Annotated in this window: 24 protein-coding genes and 1 pseudogene; 10 read left to right on the top strand and 15 right to left on the bottom strand. The window is 72.6% G+C overall.

The features are described 5' to 3' along the window. Nucleotides 1-466: 466 nt before the first annotated feature. Nucleotides 467-850, top strand: a complete 384-nt coding sequence (locus ACNJ93_RS28330; protein WP_418960293.1) for a VOC family protein — start codon at nucleotides 467-469, stop codon at nucleotides 848-850. 75 nt (nucleotides 851-925) lie between these two features. Beyond that, complete coding sequence (locus tag ACNJ93_RS28325) at nucleotides 926-1,321, top strand: hypothetical protein (RefSeq protein ID WP_418960292.1); 396 nt, start codon at nucleotides 926-928, stop codon at nucleotides 1,319-1,321. 26 nt (nucleotides 1,322-1,347) lie between these two features. Here ACNJ93_RS28325 and ACNJ93_RS28320 read toward each other — a convergent pair whose 3' ends face one another. Both ACNJ93_RS28320 and ACNJ93_RS28315 read right to left on the bottom strand, forming a co-directional pair. Continuing rightward, nucleotides 1,348-1,542 (bottom strand): hypothetical protein, encoded by a 195-nt coding sequence (locus ACNJ93_RS28320; RefSeq protein WP_418960291.1) that lies wholly within the window; start codon nucleotides 1,540-1,542, stop codon nucleotides 1,348-1,350. Between the two features lie 93 nt (nucleotides 1,543-1,635). Further along, nucleotides 1,636-1,854: a hypothetical protein gene (locus ACNJ93_RS28315; protein WP_418960290.1), complete on the bottom strand. Its 219-nt coding sequence runs from the start codon at nucleotides 1,852-1,854 to the stop codon at nucleotides 1,636-1,638. Nucleotides 1,855-1,983: 129 nt separating this feature from the next. On the opposite strand from ACNJ93_RS28315, the gene ACNJ93_RS28310 reads away from it, so the two are divergent. Continuing rightward, nucleotides 1,984-3,285 carry a PQQ-binding-like beta-propeller repeat protein gene (locus ACNJ93_RS28310; RefSeq protein ID WP_418960289.1) on the top strand — a complete coding sequence of 434 codons (1,302 nt, stop codon included), beginning with the start codon at nucleotides 1,984-1,986 and terminating at the stop codon, nucleotides 3,283-3,285. Between the two features lie 8 nt (nucleotides 3,286-3,293). Continuing rightward, on the top strand, nucleotides 3,294-4,505 hold the full coding sequence (locus ACNJ93_RS28305) for a barstar family protein (RefSeq protein ID WP_418960288.1): 1,212 nt from the start codon (nucleotides 3,294-3,296) through the stop codon (nucleotides 4,503-4,505). A 36-nt stretch (nucleotides 4,506-4,541) separates the two neighbouring features. On the opposite strand, the pseudogene ACNJ93_RS28300 reads toward ACNJ93_RS28305, so the two are convergent. Together ACNJ93_RS28300 and ACNJ93_RS28295 are read right to left on the bottom strand one after the other, a co-directional pair. Beyond that, nucleotides 4,542-4,712 (bottom strand): annotated as a pseudogene (locus ACNJ93_RS28300) (aquaporin family protein); the annotation flags it as partial. A 43-nt stretch (nucleotides 4,713-4,755) separates the two neighbouring features. Continuing rightward, on the bottom strand, nucleotides 4,756-5,070 hold the full coding sequence (locus tag ACNJ93_RS28295) for an ArsR/SmtB family transcription factor (RefSeq protein WP_418960287.1): 315 nt from the start codon (nucleotides 5,068-5,070) through the stop codon (nucleotides 4,756-4,758). An 81-nt stretch (nucleotides 5,071-5,151) separates the two neighbouring features. On the opposite strand from ACNJ93_RS28295, the gene ACNJ93_RS28290 reads away from it, so the two are divergent. The 3 genes from ACNJ93_RS28290 to ACNJ93_RS28280 all read left to right on the top strand — a co-directional run bounded on the left by ACNJ93_RS28290 (nucleotide 5,152) and on the right by ACNJ93_RS28280 (nucleotide 8,113). Further along, nucleotides 5,152-5,565 (top strand): arsenate reductase ArsC, encoded by a 414-nt coding sequence (locus tag ACNJ93_RS28290; protein WP_418960286.1) that lies wholly within the window; start codon nucleotides 5,152-5,154, stop codon nucleotides 5,563-5,565. A 145-nt stretch (nucleotides 5,566-5,710) separates the two neighbouring features. Beyond that, nucleotides 5,711-6,121, top strand: a complete 411-nt coding sequence (locus ACNJ93_RS28285; RefSeq protein WP_418960285.1) for a four-helix bundle copper-binding protein — start codon at nucleotides 5,711-5,713, stop codon at nucleotides 6,119-6,121. A 132-nt stretch (nucleotides 6,122-6,253) separates the two neighbouring features. Further along, nucleotides 6,254-8,113, top strand: a complete 1,860-nt coding sequence (locus tag ACNJ93_RS28280; protein ID WP_418960284.1) for a VanW family protein — start codon at nucleotides 6,254-6,256, stop codon at nucleotides 8,111-8,113. Nucleotides 8,114-8,146: 33 nt separating this feature from the next. On the opposite strand, the gene ACNJ93_RS28275 is transcribed toward ACNJ93_RS28280, so the two are convergent. The 6 genes from ACNJ93_RS28275 to ACNJ93_RS28250 form a co-directional block, all read right to left on the bottom strand. Next, nucleotides 8,147-8,695, bottom strand: a complete 549-nt coding sequence (locus tag ACNJ93_RS28275; RefSeq protein ID WP_418960283.1) for a YciI family protein — start codon at nucleotides 8,693-8,695, stop codon at nucleotides 8,147-8,149. 43 nt (nucleotides 8,696-8,738) lie between these two features. After that, nucleotides 8,739-8,873 (bottom strand): hypothetical protein, encoded by a 135-nt coding sequence (locus ACNJ93_RS28270; protein ID WP_418960282.1) that lies wholly within the window; start codon nucleotides 8,871-8,873, stop codon nucleotides 8,739-8,741. Next, the gene (locus tag ACNJ93_RS28265; protein WP_418960281.1) at nucleotides 8,861-9,418 is read right to left on the bottom strand and encodes a hypothetical protein; all 558 of its coding nucleotides are present in this window, start codon (nucleotides 9,416-9,418) and stop codon (nucleotides 8,861-8,863) included. The genes ACNJ93_RS28270 and ACNJ93_RS28265 overlap by 13 nt, the downstream gene beginning before the upstream one ends. A gap of 19 nt (nucleotides 9,419-9,437) precedes the next feature. Then, the gene (locus ACNJ93_RS28260; RefSeq protein ID WP_418960280.1) at nucleotides 9,438-10,136 is read right to left on the bottom strand and encodes a TetR/AcrR family transcriptional regulator; all 699 of its coding nucleotides are present in this window, start codon (nucleotides 10,134-10,136) and stop codon (nucleotides 9,438-9,440) included. A gap of 92 nt (nucleotides 10,137-10,228) precedes the next feature. After that, a complete protein-coding gene (locus tag ACNJ93_RS28255) occupies nucleotides 10,229-12,754 on the bottom strand; it encodes a SpoIIE family protein phosphatase (RefSeq protein ID WP_418960279.1) in 2,526 nt (841 codons plus the stop codon). A 111-nt stretch (nucleotides 12,755-12,865) separates the two neighbouring features. Then, on the bottom strand, nucleotides 12,866-13,411 hold the full coding sequence (locus ACNJ93_RS28250; protein WP_418960278.1) for a DoxX family membrane protein: 546 nt from the start codon (nucleotides 13,409-13,411) through the stop codon (nucleotides 12,866-12,868). Nucleotides 13,412-13,604: 193 nt separating this feature from the next. Between ACNJ93_RS28250 and ACNJ93_RS28245 the strand changes: the two genes are divergently transcribed. Continuing rightward, complete coding sequence (locus ACNJ93_RS28245; protein WP_418960277.1) at nucleotides 13,605-14,216, top strand: HdeD family acid-resistance protein; 612 nt, start codon at nucleotides 13,605-13,607, stop codon at nucleotides 14,214-14,216. Nucleotides 14,217-14,229: 13 nt separating this feature from the next. Here ACNJ93_RS28245 and ACNJ93_RS28240 read toward each other — a convergent pair whose 3' ends face one another. The 4 genes from ACNJ93_RS28240 to ACNJ93_RS28225 form a co-directional block, all read right to left on the bottom strand. After that, complete coding sequence (locus tag ACNJ93_RS28240; protein WP_418960276.1) at nucleotides 14,230-14,715, bottom strand: hypothetical protein; 486 nt, start codon at nucleotides 14,713-14,715, stop codon at nucleotides 14,230-14,232. Further along, the gene (locus ACNJ93_RS28235; protein ID WP_418960275.1) at nucleotides 14,712-16,148 is read right to left on the bottom strand and encodes a WGR domain-containing protein; all 1,437 of its coding nucleotides are present in this window, start codon (nucleotides 16,146-16,148) and stop codon (nucleotides 14,712-14,714) included. The genes ACNJ93_RS28240 and ACNJ93_RS28235 overlap by 4 nt, the downstream gene beginning before the upstream one ends. A gap of 37 nt (nucleotides 16,149-16,185) precedes the next feature. Next, complete coding sequence (locus ACNJ93_RS28230) at nucleotides 16,186-17,736, bottom strand: glycoside hydrolase family 71 protein (protein WP_418960274.1); 1,551 nt, start codon at nucleotides 17,734-17,736, stop codon at nucleotides 16,186-16,188. 71 nt (nucleotides 17,737-17,807) lie between these two features. Continuing rightward, nucleotides 17,808-18,785, bottom strand: a complete 978-nt coding sequence (locus ACNJ93_RS28225; protein ID WP_418960273.1) for an LCP family protein — start codon at nucleotides 18,783-18,785, stop codon at nucleotides 17,808-17,810. Nucleotides 18,786-19,110: 325 nt separating this feature from the next. On the opposite strand from ACNJ93_RS28225, the gene ACNJ93_RS28220 reads away from it, so the two are divergent. Continuing rightward, nucleotides 19,111-20,592 (top strand): sugar transferase, encoded by a 1,482-nt coding sequence (locus tag ACNJ93_RS28220; protein WP_418960272.1) that lies wholly within the window; start codon nucleotides 19,111-19,113, stop codon nucleotides 20,590-20,592. An 18-nt stretch (nucleotides 20,593-20,610) separates the two neighbouring features. Here the strand turns inward: ACNJ93_RS28220 and ACNJ93_RS28215 are convergent, their stop codons facing one another. Next, entirely contained in the window at nucleotides 20,611-21,579 is a 969-nt protein-coding gene (locus ACNJ93_RS28215) for a GDP-L-fucose synthase family protein (RefSeq protein WP_418960271.1), read from the bottom strand. A 113-nt stretch (nucleotides 21,580-21,692) separates the two neighbouring features. On the opposite strand from ACNJ93_RS28215, the gene gmd reads away from it, so the two are divergent. Beyond that, on the top strand, nucleotides 21,693-22,706 hold the full coding sequence (gene gmd / locus ACNJ93_RS28210) for a GDP-mannose 4,6-dehydratase (protein WP_418960270.1): 1,014 nt from the start codon (nucleotides 21,693-21,695) through the stop codon (nucleotides 22,704-22,706). The last annotated feature ends 107 nt before the right edge of the window (nucleotides 22,707-22,813 follow it).

The raw sequence follows: 22,813 nt of genomic DNA, 5'->3' as shown, positions 1-22,813 counted from the left end.
CCACCGAACTGGCGGGGTCCGCGCATGGTGAACGAACTCGCGGATCACACCTGTCAGAACTTGCCCACGTGCTGAGCCGAGCGGTGGCCGAGTACGCCTCCGAGCTCCGCGCGGCCTCCGGCCCTTCCTCCCCCTGCCCGGCCACGTAAGCGTGCCAGCCCACAATGAGCGCGACCGGCCCGGGCTCCCACCCGTCGTCCTGAACCCCCGCTCCCCCTCGTCCGCATACAAGTTCCTCGCTACCGCGGATACCTCCGCCACAGTGGCCTTTCGGACCGACAGTCACGCTCGTAGTCGTGGCACCGTTCCGGGCGTTGGACCACCGCCCTGCGGGATCGCCAGGGAGAGGCCAAGGCAGCCAGTGCCGCAGCAGGCAAACGTTCGCCCTGTCGTGTGTGCAGGCTGACTCGCTCCGGTGCTCACAGGTGGTATCGGCGCGTGTGGGGGGTCTCGGCTAGGCTCAAGCATGCGATCTCGAACAGGCGACATGTGGTGGGGAACGACGATTGAGGCGCCGGACCCCAGCGGTCTGGCGAAGTTCTATGCCGAACTCCTCGATTGGCACATCGGGCACGAAGAGCCGGGAACTGCCATCGTGGCCGCTTCACCGCAAGGACCGTTCTTCGTGTTCCAGCAGGCGGAGAGCTATCGGGCTCCGGTATGGCCACCGGCCGACGGCGACCAGCGCCCTATGATGCACTTCGACTTCCAGGTCGGCGACCTGGACTCGGCAGTTGCCGAGGCGGTCGCCCTGGGCGCCACCATCGCGGAGTTCCAGCCCCGTGAAAACGTCCGGGTGCTCTTCGACCCAGCCGGCCACCCTTTCTGCCTGTGCCGCGACGACGAATAGATCTCGCCGCCGGTTGAAGCCAGAACCGCTCATGGTGCTCGCCGGCGCCGGAGACCATGACGGAGGATAGGGGCCATGTTCGTCCGTACGGAGAGCCTGTCGGCGATGGCGCAGCAGCAACCGACAGTTCGGGTTCACACCCCGATCGGGTCCGCTGTTGGGGTGTGGCACGGCGATCCACGTGAGGCCGAGGGTCGGCACCTTGTCGAATGGACTGTCGACGAGGACATCCACTGGGGCCGGAACGCATGGCCGGCCGCTGCTGCCGAGGCGAGGCTCTGGCAGGCCGGTGGCCAGGTGAACATGAGCGGGCACCTCGAACTCCTCGACGACGGTGCCGCCTGTCTCCGGATGGGGCATTGGCTGGTGCTGCTCGACGTGGTCTCGCCCGTTCCCCGCGAGAGGGAAGGCTCGTGGGTGCGGATCAGCGTCGGATCGGAGAGCGTTGCCCTTTACCCGTACAAGGTCTGACCGACACTGGTGGAACGGTGCAACTGTCAGGTGGTCGGCCCCGTGCGGAGCCGTCGCAGGTCGCGAACGAAGGCGTACAGAGCGCTGAGGAAGATCACCGCTCCGGCCACGAGCCAGAGGACCGACGCCCCAGAGCGGTGCTCACGCATGGCACCGACGAGCAGCATCACGCTGACAAGAACGCCGAAGGCCGAGATCAGAGCGCTGATGCGAGAAGTCACACAGACATCATCGACGCCGACCCCGGCCGGCGGAAGTAATCCAACCGGACCGGCCTGGTCCTGGTCCGCAGGCCGTTGTGGTCAGCCGTTGTTTCATGCGACGCCGCCGTCCCACGTGTCGAGCCAGTTGTTGCCCCTGCCGATGGCCGGGAGGAGGACGGCGTCGCCGGACTCCTGCACCCAGGACGAGGAGTTGTCGGCGTTGGCGACCTTGGCGGAGCCTCCGATTGCTCGGTGCGCGTCGCACGAGACGAGCCGGACGTCGATCGCGGGGCCGTCGTACTTGGTGAACCTGCACCAGCCGTCGATCACGTTCGTGCATCCCCGACGGGGAGACGGTGGCGGGGAACGCCGGGGCGAGGGAGCGCTGCGTCTCGATACGTTGGGGTGTGCTCGCTCGTTTGGGCTCGACGTGCGGATTTCTCGTGGTGTTCTTGGTCGATGGGTGATCGTTTGTCGCCTACGCTGTGCGGCGTTCGAACAAGTGGGCCAAGGGTGGGGATCCGGGTGGGGCGAATGGGTGGGGGTTCGCGCGATGTTGTTCGTGGAGTGACCGCGATCGGGGTGGTGATCGCGGTTGTCCTCGGCGTGGCCTGGGCGTTTCTTGGGCCCTCCGGGTACTGGCCTGGGGCGGCCATGGTGAGCGCCTGGGAGGCTCGGAGTGATAGCGAGGCACCCGAGGGCAGTGTTCATCGGGCCTGGCTCGTCGGGGACACCGTTGTACGCGCGCGTTATGACGGGGTCGTCGGGTTCGACGCCGGGTCGGGCAAAGAGGTCTGGGAGTTCGTTCCTCCGCGGCGGGGTGACGTCTGTGCTGCCGGGGAGGCGGCCGATGGTGGACGCGTGCTGGTCGCGTACACCCTGACAGTCGGCGGAAGGTGTGACGTCGTCGCCGCGATCGATCTCGGCGACGGGCGCGAACTGTGGCACGCCGCTCTTCCCCTGGCCGGTGACGGTGCGCTTGCCGTGGGCGGGGGGCTCGGGGTGGTCGTCGTTGCCGGGGGCGGGAACGAGGGCCCCTCGTTGCGGGCCTTCGATCTGCGTACCGGGGCCGCGCGCTGGACGGCCGCCGTGCCGAAGGGCTGCGCCCCCGGCCGGGCCGCCGTCGCGCCGGAGCAGGTCGTCGCCGTGCTGGCCTGCGGTGGGGAGGTGAAGCTGGCCGGGTTCAGTCCGCGTGATGGCAGGGCACGGTGGACCACCCCGCTCGACGCCCGCAACGGCGTCGCCGCCGACGCGAGCGTCTCGATCACGGCCACCGACCCGATCGTGCTGCGCGTCGACGAGGGCGACCGCGGCATCGACGGCTTCCTCGCCTTCGGGTCCGACGGCCGCCCCGGGGCGCGTATCCGGACCACCGACGACGGCTACGGCACGATCAGCCCGGAGGTCGCTGTCGACGGCAACCGGCTCTTCGCGCTCACGAACGGCGGCCCGTGGGGGCGTCTCGTCGCCTTCGATCTGACGTCCGGCGACGAGTTGTGGCAGGACGACGGGATCGGCGGCGCCGCCTACGTCGTGCAGGGGCTGCACGCGGAGGACGGCCGGGTCATGGCCATGAAGGGCTCCGCGCGGTACGGGGACCACCTGTACGTCTTCGACGCCGCCACCGGCGACGAAGAGGAGGACCGGGCCTTCCGCGACAAGGCGGGGTCCGTCGACGAGCTGCTGCCGTACAAGGACCGGATCATCGCCGTCCGTTCGGGCGGCAACACCAAGCCGTTCAGCGTGTACGAGCGGTGGTGAGGCGGGGCGTGCGGATCGCGGAGCACAGCGAGTGGGATCGGGGCCTTCCCGTGCGGTACGTCCTCGTCCAGGAGGACGAGGACGGCGTGGAGCAGGTCTGGGGGCGGTGCGCTGGCGTCGAGGGGTTGTTCGTCGAGCCGGTTCCGTTGCCTCGGGAGGTGCTGACGCTGCGGGGGTGCGTCCCGGACGGGCTTCTGCGGGATGTCGTCGCGGATGCCGACGGCGCGCCGCGCGGGCTCGGCGACGTGTGCGTGGAGGTGGGCGACGACGAGCAGCCCTTGCAGTGGTGGACGCTCGTCGACGCGGTCGTGGTGGCCGTCCAGCCCTCCCCGGCCGACCAGCCCCACCCCGCCGTCCAGCCCCACCCGGCCGACCCCGTGCGGTACGACATCGTGCTCGGTGCCGGCGTCACGCGCGAGGAGGGATCCTGGGGCGAACCGCCTGCCGCGCCGCGCTTCGAGCTCTTCGCCGGGCCGACGGCCGCGCGTGCGGGCAGCTGCCTCGCCGTGGACGGTCTGGACGCGCCCCGGCCCGACCCCGCCCCCGTGCCGCTGGAGCTGATCGGCTGCGAGGCGGCGGAGCCGCTGCTCGTCGGGACGCAGCGGCCACGCCGGTGGGCACGGGACCGGGCCGACCTCCTGGTCCTGGACCGCCATGGCGCCGTCATGGCCTCCCGTACCGTCGGGCTGGCCGTCAGCGGGGCACGTCCGTCCGTGCTCGGGGACGGGCTGGAGGACATCACGCTCACCGACGGCGGCGACGGTCGGCCCGTGCCCGCCGTCCGGCCGGTCTGGGAGCAGTGGTTCCGAGGGCCGCCGGCGGAGCCCAACCTCTGGGCCCCGTACGACTCCCGGGGCAGGCAGGAGTGGCTGGAGCTGACCACGCGCGGCTGGCGGACGCCCGCGCCGCGGCCGGACCGTACCGGCGGTGAGCACCACCTCGACGGCCGGTTCGTCACGGACGTGCCCGGCCTGCACTGTGCGATGGCCGAGGCCCTGCTCGGGCCGGGCCGCTACTTCGGCCGGGAGTGGAACGCCTTCAGGGACTGCTTGTGCGGGGGGTTCGGCGTCGCCCCGCCCTTCACCCTGGTCTGGCACGACTCCGAGGTGGCCCGCCACGCACTGGCGGACGTCGTGGAGGATCCGGAGGGCCGGCTCTCCTACTTCGAGGAGGTCGTGCGGCTCCTCGAACGGTGCGGCGTCACCGTCCTGCTCCGGTGAGCCGTCGGCACCCCCGGTCTCGCCCGCGTCGTCGCCTCAGTCTGCGTCCGTCGTCCCTCGCATGAAGACGACGGCGACGAGGGCCAGGCCCATCGCCGCGCCCACCAGTTGCACGGCGACGAACGCCGGGACGGACGCCGGGGCGATGCCGGCGAACGTGTCCGTGAACGCGCGGCCGATCGTCACCGCCGGATTGGCGAACGAGGACATTCCCGCCTTCCGTCTGCGCCTCCCGCCTCCCCCGCCCGCCTCAGGGGCAGGAGCGCTTGACGTTCGTCTGGGCGGTCAGGCGTGCCGTCTGCGCGAGAGCGGCGAACTGGCCGGCGACCTGTTCGAGGACCTCCGGGCGCAGCCGGTAGTACGTGAACCGGCCGCACGGGTCGGTCTCCACGACCCCGGCCTCGCGGAGCACCTTCAGGTGGTTGGAGAGGTTGGTCTGCCGGGCGCCGGTCTCCTCCACGAGGTGGGTGGTGCACAGCGTCTCGCGGGCGAGCAGGGTGACGATCCGGAGCCTGAGCGGGTCGGCCAGCACGCGCATCAGATCACTGTCGACTGACGTCATCATGCGCTGATACTGTCACATCACGCGCCGCTGATACCAGCCTGTGATGATCCATGTTCCCCGCCCCGCCCGAGGAAGCCCCCGATGACCGCTCCGCTCGCCTCCGTGCTCTTCGTCTGCGTCCACAACGCCGGCCGCTCCCAGATGGCCGCCGGCTTCCTGCGCCACCTCGCCGGCGACCGCGTCGAGGTCCGCTCCGCGGGCTCCCTCCCCGGCGACCGGGTCAATCCCTCGGCCGTCGCGGCGATGGCCGAGCTCGGGATCGACCTCGCCGACCAGCAGCCCAAGGTCCTCACCCCGGAGGCGGCCCAGGCGTCCGACTACATCATCACGATGGGCTGCGGCGACGCCTGCCCGTACTTCCCCGGCAAGATCTACCTCGACTGGCAGCTGGACGACCCCGCCGGCCAGGGTGTCGAGGCCGTGCGCCCCATCCGCGACGAGATCAAGACCTTCGTCGAGGGCCTGATCGCCGACATCGACGCCCGCAGGGCGTGACGCGGAGCCGGCAGCCGCACGCCACCGCGGGCGCATGACCGGCCCGAATGCGGTGAGTCGCGTACCGAGTGGGGACGAGCGGGGGCTTGTCGCGGCCTTCTTGCGGGGCCCGGCCCGCCGCGACGCCTGCAGGGAGGTACGTGCGATGACCAGCACCGTCAAGGAGATGCTCGCGACCTATCCGGCCGATCTCGGCGACATCGACCGGGCCCGGCTGAGCCGGTGCATCGAGGAGTGCGTCGCCTGCGCCCAGGCGTGCACCGCCTGCGCGGACGCCTGTCTGTCGGAGGGTGTGGTCGGGCATCTGACCAAGTGCATCCGCACCGACATGGACTGCGCGGACATCTGCAACACCACCGCCTCCGTCCTGTCGCGGCACACCGGCTACGACGCCGAGGTCACCCGCGGGATCGTGCAGGCGTGCGCCACGGCGTGCCGGGCGTGCGCCGACGAGTGCGAGTCCCACGCCGACATGCACGAGCACTGCCGGGTCTGCGCCGAAGCCTGCCGTTCCTGCGAGCAGGCATGCCGCGAGCTGCTGGACACCCTGACCTGAGAGTTTCGTCCGATTTGCTCCGGATGAGAGAAGTGTCACCGCGGGAATGAAGGGGACGATCTGGATCTTCTCCCCCCATTCGGCCTACCGTCGAAGAGATACCCCTGACGTCTCTTCGCACCGGGAGGGTGTGTGCGCCGCCGCCGTTCCACCACCGACCATGCCACCGCGGGCCCCGAGGGGCGCCGCGGTCACATACGCACGGCGGCGATCGCGGCGGGGGTCGTCGCAGCCGTCGCCGGGGGGCTGTACGTGGCGGGGCTCGTCGCCGCCGGCGACGACATCTCCGCGGGCACCCGGGTCGACGGGGTGGACATCGGCGGGCTGAGCCGTGCCGAGGCCGCCGCCCGGCTCGCCTCGGCCGCGCCCGCCGCCTGGAAGGACCCCGTACGGGTCACCGTCGGCGGCGACTCCGTCACCGTCGATCCGGCCACCGCCGGGATGACGGTCGACGTCGAGGCCACGGCGGAACGGGCGGCCGACCCCTCCCGCGATCCGATCACCGTGATCGGGCGGCTGTTCTCGTCCGGCTCGCGGGACATCGAGCCCGTCGTCTCCTTCGACGACGCGAAGCTGCGCGCGGCGGTCGCCGCGGTGGCGAAGGGCCACGACCGGACGGTCCGCGAGGCCGCCGTCGCCTTCAAGAACGGCAAGGCCGTCGTGACGCAGCCGCAGGAGGGGCAGAAGCTCGACACCGGCCGGGCGACCGACCTGCTGCGGGCCTCCTACCCCGCCACCCGCACCGGAGGCGCCAGGCCGCTCGTCCTGCCCGTCTCCGTGACGAAGCCGAAGGTGCCGGCCACCGAGGTCACCCGGTTCGTGAACGACTACGCCACCCCCGCCATGTCCGGCCCGGTCACGCTCACCTCCGGCGACAACCGGCTGCGGATATCCCCCGTCACTCTGGGCGACCACCTCACCGTCAAGGCGGCCGGCGGCCGGCTCACCCCCGCCCTCGACGCCGAGACGCTGATCCACGACCCGGCCGTCGCCGAACCGCTCGACGCCCTCAGCGGCGCGCCGGTCGAGGCGGAGCTGGGCGTCCGCGACGGCAAGGTGGTCGTGGAGCGGGACGGCCGCCCCGGCCGCGAGGTGTCCGCCGAGGCCCTGGGCCGCGCCGTCGAGCCGCTGCTGACGAAGAAGGGCGACGAGGCCCGTACCGGGCCGGTCGCCGCGAAGGAGACCAAGCCGAAGCTCACCGCGGAGTCGCTCGCCCGGCTCGGGATCACCGAGCAGATGTCCACCTTCACCGTGAACTTCCCGACCGCGCCGTACCGCACGACCAACATCGGCCGGGCCGTGGAGCTGATCAACGGGTCGGTGGTCCAGCCGGGCGCGGTGTGGAGCTTCAACCGCACCGTCGGCGAGCGGACCGAGGCCAACGGCTTCGTGGACGGCACGATGATCATGGACGGCCAGTACCGCAAGGCCCCCGGCGGCGGCGTGTCGGCCGTCGCGACCACCGTCTACAACGCGCTCTTCTTCGCCGGGGTGAAGCCGCTGGAGCACGGCGCGCACTCGTTCTACATCGAGCGCTACCCGGCGGGCCGCGAGGCGACCGTCGCCTGGGGCACGCTCGACCTGAAGTTCCGCAACGACTCCGGCAAGCCGATCTACATCAAGGCGAGTTCCACGGACTCGTCGGTGACGGTCAGCTTCCTCGGCACGAAGAAGTACGACGCGGTGAAGGCGGTCGCCGGACCGCGGACGAAGATCGTGCCGCCGAAGGAGCGCACGGACACCAGCAAGACCTGCGAGGTGCAGGAGCCGCTGGAGGGCTTCGACATCGAGGTCGACCGGGTCTTCGAGAACGACGGCGTCGAGGTGAAGCGGGAGACGTACCGCACCCACTACACCCCGCGCGACAAGGTCACCTGCGGGAAGGACGCGCCGGACGCGAAGGAAGGCACGGCGGACGCGGCGGACGCGGCGGACGCGGCGGACGCGATGGACGCCGCCGAGGCGGCGGAGGCCACGGGCCGCCCCGAGTGATCCGACGAAGCGACCGCGGGCCCGCCGGACCGCTCAGCGCCGGCCGCCGCACTCCCACTCGTGGACCTCGACGTCCGCGTACCGCCCGACGGTGAGCACCGAGCGCGCCGTCTCCGCGTCGGGGGCGCGCAGCAGCACCGCGGTGCCGAGCCAGGCCGCGCCGTCGTCGGAGAGCAGCGGGCCGTACGCGATCAGGTCGTCCCGGTCGGCCGGGAGGTCCAGGTCGACGGGCTCGCCCGCGCCGAACCCGAGCACCAGATAGCGGTCGCTGCCCTCGCGGCCGCCGGGGAACTCCCACATCGTGCGGCCCAGCAGGTTGCGCCACCGCCGCAGCAGAACGTCGCGGTACACGCCGGCCTGATGGTTCGGCTCGTCGAAGGCGAAGGCGCGGGCGGCGGCGGGGTCGGGCAGGTCGACGATGTGCACGCTGCCGGTGGGGGCGTCGCTCCCGGCGGCGAACGTCGGGCCGCGGGCGATCAGTTCCTTCTCGTACTGGTCCATGTAGGCCCAGTGCGCCTCGGTCAGCGCGGCGCGCAGCGCCTCGGAGCCGGGCCGGTCACGGTGGTGGCAGAAGAACTCCATGGGGCAAGGATCCCGTCCGGGCGGCGCGCGGGTCGAGAGGGTTTCACCCGGGCTCCTTCCCCGCGGCCTCGGGCACGTCGGGCTGCGGGTTGCGGGCGAACCAGCGGGCGACGGGTTCGGCGGTGACGCCGTGGAGGACGACGCTCAGCAGGATCGTGGCGGTCGTCACCTGCAGCACGAAGGCCGCGTCCTTCTCGGGCAGTTCGATGTACGCGAGCACGGCGAAGACGAGCCGCCCTCGATGTTCAGGGCGGCCCGTACCCGCAGCGGCACGCGCTCGTCGCGCAGGAAGCTCAGGATCGGGGCGAGGTCCATCGGCATGACGACCAGGGCGGCCACGCCGAGGAGCCACCAGCTGGTGCCGGGGAAGAGCAGGGCGCCGAACAGGGTGGCGAGAGCGAGGGAGGCGGGCAGGGCGAGAACGAGCAGCCGGACCTCGCCCACGGAGCTGCCCAGGCGTTCGTAGCCCCGGGCCTCGGTGGCGTCGGTGGCGTCGGTGGCGTCGGTGGCGTCGGTGAACAGCATGACGGCCAGGACGAGTTCGACGCACCGCTGGAAGGTGTGCGTCTCCATCTCCAGGGGGAGCACCGGGTGGTCGCCACCGGCCAGCAGCATGCCGGCCAGCACGAAGGCGATGGGCGCCGTGATGTACCAGCGGCCCATCCGGTCCGAGACCAGGGCCCACAGGAACAGCAGGGCCAGGGCGACGAGGACGACGATCACGGCCGCCCACCGCCCGGGGTCATCGCGCGGAAGTCCCCTCGTCGGCGCCCGCCCGCCCAGGCGCCCCGTCGCCGGCCGCCCGGACGAGGCCGAACATCAGCTTCACGGCCTCCTTCATCGGTCCGGCGGCGGACTCCAGGGGCCGTCCGGTGCGGACGCAGCGGTCGAGGAGTTCGGAGAGTCCGCCGGCCAGGACGACCGCCGTCTCCCGGGAGAGCGGCCGCCCGCCCGCGCGGCGCATCGCGGGGCTCCGGGAGAGCTCCCGGTAGAAGGCGGCGTACCGCTCCAGGTCGCGTTCGCGCAGGTCGGCGGCGCGGCCTCCGAGCGCCGGCAGGTCCCGCCAGACGACGACCGCCAGCGCCGGCTCGCGGGCCACCGCCGCGAGGAAGGCGTCGACGGCCCCGTCGATCTGGGCGTCCCACGGGGCCTCGTCGTCCACGGCCGCCTCCACGGCGCGGCGCAGTCCTGCCGCCCAGGACTCGGCCAGTTCGACCAGGCAGTCCTCCTTGTCGGCGAACAGCTGGTAGAACGTCCGCTTCGAGGTCCGCGCGTGGCTCACGATGTCGGTGACCTTGGCGCCCTGCAGTCCGTGCTCGCGGATCGCCTGCGCCAGTCCGTCGAGCAGCCGCTGCCGCGGGGTGGCGGCGGGCCCGGCGGGCGCCTCCGGGGCGGGCGCCTCGGAAGCACGGGGCGGCGGTGCGGGGGACGCGGTCTGCATGGACGAGCTCATTCGACGGTGCCGAGGTGGTGGTACCGGACGTTACCACGCTGGTCACACGCCCTGGCAGGCGGCGGGGACGTACGGGCGGGTCACCGCGAGCCGGTGCCGTCGGGGAGTTCCTGCTCGGACCAGATGGTCTTGCCGTCGCGGGTGTAGCGGCTGCCCCAGCGGGCGGAGAGCTGGGCGACCAGGTACAGGCCGCGGCCGCCCTCGTCGGTGAGCCGGGCCCGGCGCATCCGCGGCTGGGTGGCGCTCGGGTCGGAGACCTCGCAGGTGAGGCGGCCGGCGCGGATGAGCCGCACCTCGACGGGGCCGCCGGCGTAGCGGATGGCGTTGGTGACCAGCTCGCTGAGGATCAGCTCGGTGGTGAAGGCCAGTTCGTCCAGGCCCCAGACGGTCAGCTGCTCGGCCGCGAGGGCGCGGACCCGGGCGACGGCGGCCGGGTCGGCCTCGACGGGCCAGGCGGCGGTGTCCTCGGCCGGTACCGCGTGCGTCCGGGCGAGCAGCAGCGTCACGTCGTCGGAGCGGCGGTGCGCGGGCCGGCCGGCGACGACCTCCCGGCCGATCTCGCGCAGCGGCGCCCCGGGGACCGCGCCGGCGGTGATCAGGCGCTCGGCGAGGGCGTCCATGCCGGCGTCGATGGCCTTCTCACTGGTGTCCTCCGGGTCCCACAGGGGCACGAGCGCGTCGACCAGGCCGTCGGTGTACAGGGCGAGCAGGGTGCCGGGCTCGACGTGGATCTCGGCCGTCTCGAAGGGCACCCCGCCGACGCCGAGCGGAGGGCCCGGGTCCACGGGCACGTACGAGACGCTCGCGTCGGGGGCGCGGACGGCGGGCGGCGGGTGGCCGGCGGAGGCCATCGTGCAGCGGCGCGAGACCGGGTCGTAGACGGCGTACAGGCAGGTGGCGCCGACCGGGTCGATGCGCCGGCGTACGGGCTCGGCCTCCTCGGGGCCCGGGTCGTTGAGGTCGGCGGAGTCCAGGGAGTCGTCGGAGTCGTCGCCGCTCTCGACGCGCAGCTGGGAGACCAGGTCGTCGAGGTGGACCAGGAGTTCGTCGGGCTCCAGGTCGAGGTCGGCGAGGGTGCGCACGGCGGTGCGCAGCCGGCCCATGGTGGCGGTGGCGGCGAGGCCGTGGCCGACGACGTCGCCCACGACGAGGGCGACGCGGGCGGAAGAGAGCGGGATGACGTCGAACCAGTCGCCGCCGACGCCGGTGCCGGTGTCGGCGGGCAGGTAGACGCCCGCGGTGGTGACGGCGGCGGTGTGGAACTGCGAGGGCGGCAACAGGCTGCGCTGCAGGCCGACGGCGGAGCGGTGTTCGCGGGTGTAGCGGCGGGCGTTGTCGAGGGCGAGCCCCGCGTGCAGGGCGATCTCGCGGAGCAGGTCCAGATCCGCGGGGTCGTAGCGGGGGCCGTCCGGGCGGCGGTGGACGCTGACCCGGCCGAGGAGGCTGCCGCGGGCGCTCAGCGCGGCGGTCAGGGTGAGGGGCGGGTCGTCGGTGTCCTCGACGGTGGCCGGGTCGCACAGGATCTCGATGCCGTTGGGCGGGCGGGGGGTGCCGTCGCTGCCGACGACGGCGGTGCGGCGCAGGACGAGGCGTCCGTCGGGCCGGGGCGTGGGGTCCTCGCCGCTGAACACGGCCTCGGCGATCTCGACGACGGCGACGTCGGCGAGTCCGGGGACGAGTACGGCGGCGAGTTCCTCGCCGGTGCCGGCGACGGAGAGGGAGCCGCCGACGGCGGCGGTGGCGCGCTGCAGCAGCGCGAGGCGTTCGGTGGTCCGCCGGGGCGCGGTGATGTCGGTGAAGAGGGCGGTGACGCCGAGCACCCGGCCCGCGTGGTCCTGGAGCCGGAAGGCCGTGATGGCCATGACGGCGCCGCGGCCGGGGCTGGTGAGGGTGCGGGTGGTCTCCTCGGCGCGAATCAGCGGATTGCCGGTCAGGAGCACGTCGCGCAGCCGCCGTTCGATGGCCTCGGCGTCCTCGGCCTGGAGGAAGTCGCCGAGCCGTCCGTCGGTCAGGTCGCGCGGGACGCCGCTGTACGGCAGGAGGTGGGTGTTGGTGCGCACCAGCCGCAGGTCGGTGTCGAAGACGGCGAGGCCGACGCGGTCCTGGAGGAACAGCTCGCGGGTGAACGCCTGGTCCTGCCGCCAGCGGGCGACCGTGCCGGCGGGGGCGGCGAGCACGAAGTAGCGGCCGGGCCCGGGGGTCCCGGTGCCGGTACCCTCGTCGCCCGGAACTCCGGGCCGATCCTGGGACAGGGCCTCGTCGAGGCCCATCCCCTGCGCCCCGCCGGCGTCCAGGCCGGCGAGGGGGCACGCCTGGAAGTCGACCTTCATGCTGCCGCCGCCCCCGGTCCGCAGGACGGCCTCACCCGACCAGGTGGCCTCGGTGCGGCCGGCGACGAGGGTGGGCCAGGCGGCGGCGTCCGCGAGGAGTTCGGGGGCGTGCCGGCCGCAGACCTCGTCGGCGGTCAGCGCCAGCAGCTGCTCGGCGCCGGGCGACCAGCCGATGATGATGCCGTTCGCGTCGAGCAGGGCCCCGGCGGCGCCGTCGGTCAACAACAGTCCACCGCGGTCGTGCGAGGGCGTGCCGCCGAGGGGGTGGGCGTTCACCTCGTTCGTCACCTCCCTCGCGCGCCTGCGCGCACACCGTCACCGACCCTCGCAGCAGCCGGGACGTCTCCATCATCCCTCGGCGGACGGGCACCGCCAGTTCGCGCGCGGTTACGGCGCGACCTGCTCGGCCTGCTCCTCGGGCTCGCCCTCCTCCTGCTCCACGATGCGGCGGCCGACGACGGCCGCGGCGGCGAGGGCCGTGCCGATGAAGGCGACGGCGACGACCCAGGGCTGGTCGAGGACGTGGTCGGTGACGTGGTCCAGGGAGTAGCGGCCGGCGCCGGCGAGGCCGATCGCGGCGGCGCTGAAGCCGAGGAAGGCCGGGTACTCGAAGCCGCCGGACTGGGCGAAGAATCCGGCCGGGGCGTGCACGGAGACGGCGCCGGCCATCGCGCCGGCCGCGGCGGCGCCGGCGGCCGGGGTGGCGAGGCCCAGGGCGAGCAGCGCCCCGCCGCCCGCCTCGCCGAGGCCCGCCGCGAGGGCGCTGGGCCTGCCGGGCCTGAAGCCCATGGCCTCCATTGCCTTGGCGGTGCCCTCCAGGCCGCCGCCGCCGAACCAGCCGAACAGCTTCTGCGTGCCGTGCGCGGCCAGTACGGCGCCCGTGCCGACCCGTAGGACGAGCAGGCCGAGGTCCCGTCGGTTGAAGGAAGCCATGGGGGTCTCCGGGGGTGCGGGGTGGTGGTGCTTCGGGCTTCCACTGTCGCCGCGCCGGCCGCCGGACGGCCGCCGCTGTTAGGCCATCCGTGTCATGTTTTGCGGCGTTTGCCCGACCTTGCTTTAGTGAGGTGGCTGTGCCGCTCGACGCCACTTCTGTGGCGCCCTACGTGAACGGAAGCGGGCGAGAACCATGACGCAGACTCACGACAGGCCGCCCACGGACGCCCGGGAGGCGCCGCTGCCGGGGCCCCTGGGCATGCTGGCCAAGGGCGCCTGGCAGGTGCTGCTGGCTGCCGGCTTCGCGGCGCTGGTGCTGGGCGTGCTGGTGCTGGCCTGGCCGCGCGAGACCCTGTTCGTCGTCGCGGTGCTCTTCGGTCTGTATCTGCTGCTCAGCGGCGTGATGCAGCTGGTCGCGGCGTTCGGCACGCATGCCGCGACCTCGCTGCGGGTGCTGGCCTTCATCAGCGGCGTGGTGTCGATCCTGCTGGGCCTGTTCTGTTTCCGCGGCGAGACGCAGTCGCTGCTGCTGCTCACGCTGTGGATCGGGATCGGCTGGCTGTTCCGCGGGATCACGGAGATCATCGCGGCGGCCTCCGATCCCACGATCCCGGCCCGGGGCTGGCAGATCTTCCTGGGGGTCGTCAGCACCCTCGGCGGTGTCGTCCTGATCGCCTCGCCGGTGGAGTCCCTGGCCGTGCTGACCGTGCTCACCGGCATCTGGCTGCTGGCGCTGGGCGCGGTGGAGATCGTCACCGGGTTCATGGTGCGCTCGCGCGCCAAGCACCTGCCGTCGGGCGTCTGACGCCCCCTCCGGTTCAGCCGGAACCCGCCCCGGGCCCGGGGCGCACCGCCTCCACCTCCAGGAAGCGTCTGCGCCGCGGGCCCCGGTACAGCAGGGCCTCCCAGCCGAGCCGGTCGAGGACCGGCACCAGCGCGCCGAGCGCGGCCTCCTCCTCGTGGGCGGCCCCGCTGCCCGGCGGGCCCAGCCACTCGACGACCACCGTGCCGGGCCGCTCGCCGGCCCGGACCCGGTAGCCGGTGGCCGTGCGCGCGCCGTCCGCGTCCACGGCGGAGGGCGCGACGCCCGCCGCCTCCAGGGCGAGGGCGACGGCCCGTACGGGCTGCCGGCGCTCCCATTCGGCGGGCAGCGCCCTCGGGTCCCCGCCCGCCCGGTTCAGGGTGCGGCGGATCTGCAGCAGTCCCTCGAAGGCCGCCCGCACCTCGCGGGACCGCTGCTCGGGATCGCCGCCGCCGGCCGGGGGGCCGTCCCCGGTGGCCGCCTCGAAGGCGCCGGCGCTCACCGCAGCCGCCGGATGTCGCCCCGCACCCGGTAGAAGCCGCCGGCCGCCGCGTGCAGGGCGTCCACCGCATACCGGGTGCCCGGTTCGCGGATGGCGCGCGGGAACTGGACGTTCCACGACCGGTCGTAGCCCTCGGAGACCACCCGCACCCGGACCCGTCCTCCCTCCTGCACGCACTCGACGACGACCGTGCCGGCCGGGGCCGCGCTGACGCTGGCGACGGCCGAGGTGCTGGTCGCGGGCTCGTACGTGGGCAGGGCCGCGGCCAGCTTCACGTCCCGCGCCTCGGGCACGGTGCCGTCCTGGGCGGCGGCGATGGCCGCCTCGCTCGCGTCGACGCAGGCCAGCGTACCGTCGCTGGTGACGATGTACAGCCGCTCGTCGAGGTACTGCATGGAGAGCGCGGAGCCGCAGCCGGTGCCGAGCTTCCACAGCCGGGTGCCGTTCGCGTCGAAGCAGTACACGGACGAGGCGGAGTCGCCGGCGAAGACGAACCGGCCGCCGGGCGAGGTGGCGCAGGAGTACACCGAGGCGTCGCAGGCGTAGACCGCCTCGATTCGGCCGTCGGACTTGGCGAGCCGCTGCACCTTGCGGTGCGCGGTGCCGGCGTACACGGCGGAGTCCTCCTGCCAGCCGAAGAGCACCCCGCCCTCGAGGGCGGTGTCCCACAGCTCGCGGCCGCCGTCGGGCGCGTAGGCCGTCACGCCGAGGTGGTGGCCGTGGTAGACGGCCTTGTCGTCGGCGCGGACCATCCAGGCGTGCTCGCCGCGGCTCTTGCGGGCCCACTGGTGCTCGTCCTCGTGGTCGATGACGGTGAGCCGGCCGCCCCGGTCGGCGACGTTCAGCACGCCCTCGTGGATGTCCAGCCAGAAGATGTCCACGTCGGCGGAGATCTGGTAGGCGGCGAACGGCAGCTTGGAGGACAGGTCGTACACCTGGCCGTCGTCGCAGCCCGCGTAGATCCAGAAGTCGTCGGCGACGAGGCACTTGACGCCGTCCGGCAGGGTGAACCGGGCGTGCACCTCGCCGGTGTGGCTGAGCGTGTACACGTCTCCGGCCTGGTTGCCGACCCAGCAGCGGTCCTCGTCGACGTGGATGCCGAAGGCCGCCGAGCCCGTCCGGAACTTCCACAGCACCGGCGCGACGGCGCGCACGGTGGCGGGCGCGGAGGTGACCTGACGCCGCGTGACCGCGCGGGCGGCCCGCTGCCCCTGGACGGCCGGGGCGTAGCCCTTGCGGACCTTCTCGCCTATCTTCTTGGCCGCCGCGGCCCGTGCCTTCTCCTCCGTGGGGAAGGTCGAGGTCTGCGTCTGCCCGGCCGCGCCGATCCGTCCGTAGCGGACGGTCACCGTGGTGCCGGTGACCGTCACTTCGTAGAACTTGTGCGCGCCGCCGCCGTCCTGCGACAGCTCCAGATAGGTCTTCGTCGTCATGCCGAGAACGTTAGGGCCCAGGACTGACAATCACCGTTCAGCGCTGGCTGCGCCCGCTGGTGACGGCGTAGTACTGCAGGTCCTGCTTCTCGATCGGGTCGCGGACGGGGTACCGGGAGGAGACCGCGGTGACGGTGCGTCCGTCCCGTACGGCGGTGGCGCCGCTGGTTCCGGTGCGCAGCGGCAGCAGTCGCGCAGAGACCCCGGCGGGGGCCTCGTGGTCCGCCTTCTCGCGGCCGGTGAAGGTGCGGAGCGTGGCCGGGGCGGTGAGGAAGCTCAGCACCTCGACGGTGTCGCGCGGCGCGGCGGAGCCGTCGCGGAGCTCTATCACCTTGCTCTGCGTGCCGGCGGGCGGCAGGGCGGCGGCGAACTGGACGCGGGAGGTGAGGTAGAGGGTGTCCCGTTCGATCTCCGGCCAGGAGCCGGTCTTGAAGCGGGTCAGGTAGTAGGAGGTGAGGTCGAGGTAGGTGTGGCCGTTGTGCGCGGAGGGCGCGAAGTGGGTGCCCTCGGAGTAGTCGTTCCAGGTGGTGAGCTGCACCCAGTCGGCGCCGTTGTCGATGGCCTCGCCCCAACTGGCCCGCAGGGTCTCGGTGTTGCCGGCCTCGTCGTAGACGCCCTGGTTGGGGCGGGCGTCCTGGACGGAGACCGGCTGCATCCAGATCTTGCCGAGCCGGTGGGCCGTGCGGGTGGCGGCGGCGCTGCCGGACTGGGTGGTGTAGCTGCGGCTGCCCCATTCGGACAGGCCGTGGCTGATCGGGGCGTAGCGTTCGGCGTTCGCGTCGAAGTCGAGGAAGACGGGGACGAACGCGGTGCGGATGCCGTGCTCGCGCTCAAGTGCGCTGAGGGCCTGGCGCCACCATGCGGGGCTCTGCGCCTCGGCCTTGAACGGGGAGACGACCAGGCGTCCGTCGGGCAGCCGGTGCGCGGAGCGGTGCCGGGCGAGTTCGGCGAGTTCGCCGGCGAGGGCCTCGGGCGTGGTGTCCAGGGACGTCATGTCGGGCATGAGGACGACGCGGAAGCCGGGGTCCTCGGCGGTGGCGGCGCGCAGCAGGTTCTCGGCGCGTTCCCGGTTGCGGCCGGAGAGCGAGAGCAGGTCGAGGGTGAAGCCGTCGAGTCCGGCGTCGCGGGCGGTGCGCACCTCCTGGCGCAGGTGGGCGAGTTCCCAGTCTCCGTCCTCGCGCGGGGCGGGCAGCGGCCGGTCGCGCAGGAGTCCGCCGTAGGCGCGGTGCTTGCCCTTCTCGCCGTCCGCGGTGAGGTAGTTGCGGGCGTAGTAGTCCCGCTGCGGGGGCTCGTTGTCGAGGGAGAGCGGGTAGGGCGTGAAGTAGTGCGCGAACACCGGCTTTCCGGAGCGCCGCAGTTCGGCCGTGGAGGGCAGGTCGAAGGGCAGCGCGGTGCTGTACTCGGCGGGCCGCTCGGAGGTGGGGCGGCCGGCGGGCGCCCCGTCGCCGGGGCTGTCGGCCATGCCGCTGCCGGCCCAGGCCCCGAGGGCGAGGACGCCGAGGAGCAGGGCGGGCAGCAGCCTGCGGCGGCGTGGGGACCGGTGGGTGGCGCGGCGTCCCCCGGGAGGGGTGGCGCGGGTGTCGGACATGGCAGCAGTACAGCCGATGGACGGCGCGGGAACAACAACCGTCCGGTGCGCGGCGGGAGGGGGTGACGTGCCTAGCGCGTACCGCTTCCGAGCCGGTCGAGGCGGTGACCGGCGACGTAGTCGGCAAGGCGGTCGTTCCGCATGGCGGCCCACAATTCGGCCGACTTCTTCTTGTCGACGAGCACCACGGACTGGCCCTTGATCATGCCGGTGCCGGCGACGGGGGCGTTCATGAAGACCATGCGGCCGGGCCGCACGTCCCGGTTGTTCCACAGCAGTTCGCGCAGGTCGGCGTCGCTGAGCCGGTCGTCGACGCTGACGCTGGCGGTGAGGTCGCCGAGGAGTTCGGAGGCCTTGACGGGGTTGGTGAGGTTGCGCGGGGTCATGACCTTGGCGAGGACGGCGCGCAGGAAGTTCTGCTGGCGGTGCGTGCGGTCGAGGTCGCCGCGGGCGAGGTGCTTGCGTTCGCGTACGTAGCGCAGGCCCTGTTCGCCGTTCATGTGGCGGACCTCGCCGTCGACGGTGAGGTCGACGCCGCCGACGGCGTCGGTGAGCTTCTTGAAGCCCTCCCAGTCGATGACGGCGAGATGGTCGATCCGGACGTCGGTGAACCGCTGCACGGTGTCGATGAGCAGCGGCGGACCGCCCCAGGAGTAGGCGGCGTTGAGCTTGGCGTCGCCGTGGCCGGGGACGGGCACCCAGGAGTCGCGGGGCAGCGAGACGACGTAGGCGTTGGAGTGGTCCGCGGGCAGGTGGACGAGCATCATCGTGTCGCTGCGCTGGGCTCCGTACCGCCAGGAGGGCGCCTTGGCGTCGCGGCCGGTGGTGGGCAGTTCGGAGCGGCTGTCCACGCCGATGAGCAGGAACGTCGTACCGCCCTTGCTCGGGGCGGGCTGTTCGGCGGGCGGCACCTTCGTGGGGAAGGCGCCGGGGATGCGCTCGACCTTGCCGGTGTAGTGGTCGACGGCCCACCAGCCGGCGCCGCCGGCCATGAGGACGCCGGTGCCGAGGAGTGCGAGCGCGCCGAGGAGAACTCTTCCCGGTCGCACACGCCTTCGGGTCCGCTGCGTGGCGTCCGCCACATCCGGCGTGTCCGCCGTGCGGTCCGCCCCTTCCCCCTGATGCACTCGTGTCCCCTCCCACCGTGCCGTTCCACGTGCGGAAAACGTGAACACGACAGAAGTATCATGTGAAGGTCGGATGGCGCGTGGGCCCTCACGTCACGACATGAACACACCCCCGCCCAGTCACCACTTTCGGGTGAACAGCAGACGAGGTACGTGCGTTTGTCGTACTGTTCCGCGTTGCGACACTTGTTCTTCGGTCCGGGGGGCCGAGGGCCGTCGCCCAGGTCGACACGTGCCGGGGGGGTACATGTGGCATGCCCGTACAGCTGAGACCGCAGCTGGGGGAGCATCCGGAGAGCGGAGGACGAGCCTCGTCCGTCCGCAGCAACGCGCCAAGGCGCACTGGTATCTGCCGTTCGCACTGACCGCGGACGTGGCGGGGATCGTCCTGCCCACCGCGCTGATGTTCCACCTCAACCGGCAGCCCCACGCGGCCGGCACGGCCGCCGTGGCCGCCGCCGCCTGGCTCGCGGTCCGGGCGCTGCGCCGCCGCTACGCGGCCCGCGCGCTCGGCGAGTCACGGGGCAGCCTGCCGGTGCTGCACGACTGGCTCATCCTCATCGGCGTGCTCGCCGTGCTGCGGGCCGCCGCCGATCTGCACCACCCGCCGCTGCTCTGCCTGCTCGCGCTGCTGCCCGCGCCCGTGGTCACGCTGGTCGCGCGCAAGCTGACGTGGCATCACCTCGTGGCGGCGCGCCGCGAGGCGCAGGTCGTGACCCGGGTCCTGGTGCTCGGCGAGCCGGCCGCCGCCGGCGAGGTCGCCGAGCACCTCTCGTCCCGCACCGACCATCCGTACGTGGTCGTCGGCGTCGTCGCCATCGGCGAGGGCCAGGTCCGCACCGGCGCCCCGGTGGCCGCCCGGCTCGGGACGGCCGCGCCTCGGGCGGTCGACGGCGACGCCCGGACCGTCCTCGACGCCGTGGACCGGCTGCGCGCCGACGTGGTCCTGGTGGCGCCGGGCGCGCGGATGACCGGGCCGCGGCTGCGCCGCCTCACCTGGGTCCTGCACGACTCCGGCGTCGAACTCACGCTGGCCCCGGGCCTGGTGGAGTGCGCGGTCAAGCGCATCGAGACCGTCTCGGCGGCGGGCATGGCGCTGCTGCGGGTCGCCCCGCCGGTGCGCCACGGCGTGCAGCAGGTGCTGAAGTCCGTGACGGACCGGGTGGGTGCGGCGCTGGGGCTGCTGGTCCTGTCGCCGCTGTTCCTCGGGATCGGCGCGGCGGTGCGGCTGACCTCGCCGGGCCCGGTGTTCTACCGGCAGGTCCGGATCGGCCAGGACCGCGAGCCGTTCCTGATGTGGAAGTTCCGCACGATGTTCATCGACGCGGACGCCCGCAAGGCGGAGTTGACGCAGTCCAACGAGCACGACGGGCTGATGTTCAAGATGCGCCGCGACCCGCGCGTGACGAAGGTGGGCCGGCTCCTCCGCCGGACGTCGATGGACGAACTGCCGCAGCTGATCAACGTGTTGTGCGGGGCGATGTCACTGGTGGGCCCGCGTCCGCCGCTGCCGGAGGAGGTCGCCCGGTACGACGACGTGGAGCTGCGCCGGCTGTCGGTGCGGCCCGGCATGACCGGGCTGTGGCAGATCAGCGGCCGCTCGGACCTGTCCTGGGACGAGACCGTCGAACTGGATCTGCACTACGTCGACAACTGGTCGTTCACCAGCGACGTCGACGTCATGGCCCGTACGTTCCGCGCCGTCGTCGACGGTCGCGGAGCGTACTGACGGGCCGCCCGGATGACCTCAGCCCTGTTCCCGCCACCAGGCGTAGGTGGCCGCGATGCCGTCCCGCAGCGCGATCCGCGGCTTCCAGCCCAGGGAGCTCAGCCGGGTCACGTCGAGCAGCTTGCGCGGCGTGCCGTCGGGCCTGCTCGTGTCCCAGGCGAGCCGGCCCTCGAAGCCGGTCACCTCGGCGACCGTCTCGGCGAGTTCGCGGATCGTCAGGTCCTCGCCGCAGCCGATGTTGACCGGCTCGTCGCCGTCGTACGCGCGCAGCAGCAGGGCGCAGGCAGCGGCGAGGTCGTCGACGTGCAGGAACTCGCGGCGCGGCGTGCCGGAGCCCCAGAGCACGAGCTCGTCGAGGCCGGCCTCGCGGGCCTCGTGGAAGCGCCGGATCAGCGCGGGCAGGACGTGCGAGGTCTCCAGGTCGAAGTTGTCGCCGGGGCCGTACAGGTTCGTCGGCATGGCGGAGATGTACGAGGCGCCGTACTGCTTCCGGTACGACTGGATCTGCACGATGCCGGCGATCTTGGCCAGCGCGTACGCCTCGTTCGTCGGCTCCAGCGGGCCGGTGAGCAGCGCGTCCTCGGTGATCGGCTGGGGGGCGAGCTTCGGGTAGATGCAGGACGAGCCGAGGAACAGCAGCCGGCCGACGCCGGCGGTGTGCGCGCCGGCGATGACGCTGAGCTGGATCTGAAGGTTCTCCTCCAGGAACTGCACGGGGTAGGTGCTGTTGGCCATGATGCCGCCGACCTTGGCGGCGGCGAGCACCACCGCGTCGGGGCGGGTCTCGCGGAGGTACGCGGCGGTGGCCGCGGCGTCGCGCAGATCGAGCTCGGTGCGGCTGCGGGTGAGCACCTCGTGCCCGTCCGCGGTGAGCCTCCGGGCGACCGCGGAACCGACCAGGCCGCGGTGGCCGGCGACGAAGATCCGGGCCCGCTCGGGCAGGTACGACGTCGTTGCGCTCGTCGAATCAGTCATGGCCCGGATCATGCCAGGCCGTCACGGGCCACAGCACACCACATCCGGATTTTCTTCTTGTACCACCACACAACCGCAGGATGCGGACCGGCTGGGGGCCGGTCCGTACGGGAGGGGCATCACGCATGAGCAAGACCGCACTCATCACCGGCGTCACTGGGCAGGACGGCTCGTACCTGGCCGAACTGCTGCTGTCCAAGGGCTACACGGTGCACGGTCTCGTCCGCCGGTCGTCCAGCTTCAACACGGAGCGGATCGATCACATCTACCAGGACCCGCAGCAGGCGAACCGCTCGTTCGTGCTGCACCACGCGGACCTGTCGGACGGGGTGGCGCTGGTGAACCTGCTGCGCGACATCCGCCCCGACGAGGTGTACAACCTCGGTGCGCAGTCCCATGTGCGGGTCTCCTTCGACGCGCCGCTGTACACGGGCGACGTGACGGGCCTGGGCGCGCTGCGGCTCCTGGAGGCGATCCGCGCCAGCGGCATCGACACCCGCATCTACCAGGCGTCGTCCTCGGAGATGTTCGGCTCCACTCCCCCGCCGCAGAACGAGCAGACCCCGTTCCACCCGCGCAGCCCGTACGGCGCGGCGAAGGTCTTCGGGTACTGGACGACGGTGAACTACCGCGAGGCGTACGGGATGTTCGCGGTGAACGGCATTTTGTTCAACCACGAGTCCCCGCGCCGCGGCGAGACCTTCGTGACCCGCAAGATCACCCGCGCGGTCGCGCGGATCAAGGCGGGCCTGCAGGACAAGCTGTACCTGGGCAACCTCGACGCGGTGCGGGACTGGGGCTACGCACCCGAGTACGTGGACGCGATGTGGCGGATGCTCCAGCAGGACGAGCCGACCGACTACGTGGTGGCGACCGGGGTGCCGGCGACGGTGCGGCAGTTCGTGGAGACGGCGTTCTCGCACGCCGGTCTGGAGTGGGCGGACCATGTCCGCTACGACCCCAAGTACGAGCGCCCCAGCGAGGTGGACGCGCTGATCGGCGACGCCTCCAAGGCCCGTGACCTGCTGGGCTGGAAGGCGGAGGTGCAGGTCGAGGAGCTGGCCCGGATCATGGTGGACGCCGATGTGCGCCAGGTCCAGGACCAGCTGGCCGGTGTCACGGTGCGCATCGACCGCTGAGCCCGTCGTTCCGCTTCCGGACATCCACACGCGCACGGTACGGAATTGGTCAAGTGGCCGTATCCGGTCGTCATTTCGTCGTACAGTGCGCTTTCACCACATGGCAT

This window comes from Streptomyces tritici, from assembly GCF_048500665.1.
GTDB classification, from domain to species: domain Bacteria; phylum Actinomycetota; class Actinomycetes; order Streptomycetales; family Streptomycetaceae; genus Streptomyces; species Streptomyces tritici.
Note: the sequence above shows the minus strand (reverse complement) of the source record. Positions and strands in the feature narration are given on the sequence as shown.

What these genes read in the sequence shown, in the direction of transcription:
- ACNJ93_RS28330 (WP_418960293.1), top strand. Translation starts at nt 467, where the DNA reads ATGCGATCTCGAACAGGCGACATGTGGTGGGGAACGACGATTGAGGCG.
- ACNJ93_RS28325 (WP_418960292.1), top strand. Translation starts at nt 926, where the DNA reads ATGTTCGTCCGTACGGAGAGCCTGTCGGCGATGGCGCAGCAGCAACCG.
- ACNJ93_RS28310 (WP_418960289.1), top strand. Translation starts at nt 1,984, where the DNA reads ATGGGTGATCGTTTGTCGCCTACGCTGTGCGGCGTTCGAACAAGTGGG.
- ACNJ93_RS28295 (WP_418960287.1), bottom strand. Translation starts at nt 5,070, where the DNA reads ATGATGACGTCAGTCGACAGTGATCTGATGCGCGTGCTGGCCGACCCG.
- ACNJ93_RS28290 (WP_418960286.1), top strand. Translation starts at nt 5,152, where the DNA reads ATGACCGCTCCGCTCGCCTCCGTGCTCTTCGTCTGCGTCCACAACGCC.
- ACNJ93_RS28285 (WP_418960285.1), top strand. Translation starts at nt 5,711, where the DNA reads ATGACCAGCACCGTCAAGGAGATGCTCGCGACCTATCCGGCCGATCTC.
- ACNJ93_RS28275 (WP_418960283.1), bottom strand. Translation starts at nt 8,695, where the DNA reads ATGGAGTTCTTCTGCCACCACCGTGACCGGCCCGGCTCCGAGGCGCTG.
- ACNJ93_RS28260 (WP_418960280.1), bottom strand. Translation starts at nt 10,136, where the DNA reads ATGCAGACCGCGTCCCCCGCACCGCCGCCCCGTGCTTCCGAGGCGCCC.
- ACNJ93_RS28250 (WP_418960278.1), bottom strand. Translation starts at nt 13,411, where the DNA reads ATGGCTTCCTTCAACCGACGGGACCTCGGCCTGCTCGTCCTACGGGTC.
- ACNJ93_RS28245 (WP_418960277.1), top strand. Translation starts at nt 13,605, where the DNA reads ATGACGCAGACTCACGACAGGCCGCCCACGGACGCCCGGGAGGCGCCG.
- ACNJ93_RS28235 (WP_418960275.1), bottom strand. Translation starts at nt 16,148, where the DNA reads ATGACGACGAAGACCTATCTGGAGCTGTCGCAGGACGGCGGCGGCGCG.
- ACNJ93_RS28230 (WP_418960274.1), bottom strand. Translation starts at nt 17,736, where the DNA reads ATGTCCGACACCCGCGCCACCCCTCCCGGGGGACGCCGCGCCACCCAC.
- ACNJ93_RS28220 (WP_418960272.1), top strand. Translation starts at nt 19,111, where the DNA reads ATGTGGCATGCCCGTACAGCTGAGACCGCAGCTGGGGGAGCATCCGGA.
- ACNJ93_RS28215 (WP_418960271.1), bottom strand. Translation starts at nt 21,579, where the DNA reads ATGATCCGGGCCATGACTGATTCGACGAGCGCAACGACGTCGTACCTG.
- gmd (WP_418960270.1), top strand. Translation starts at nt 21,693, where the DNA reads ATGAGCAAGACCGCACTCATCACCGGCGTCACTGGGCAGGACGGCTCG.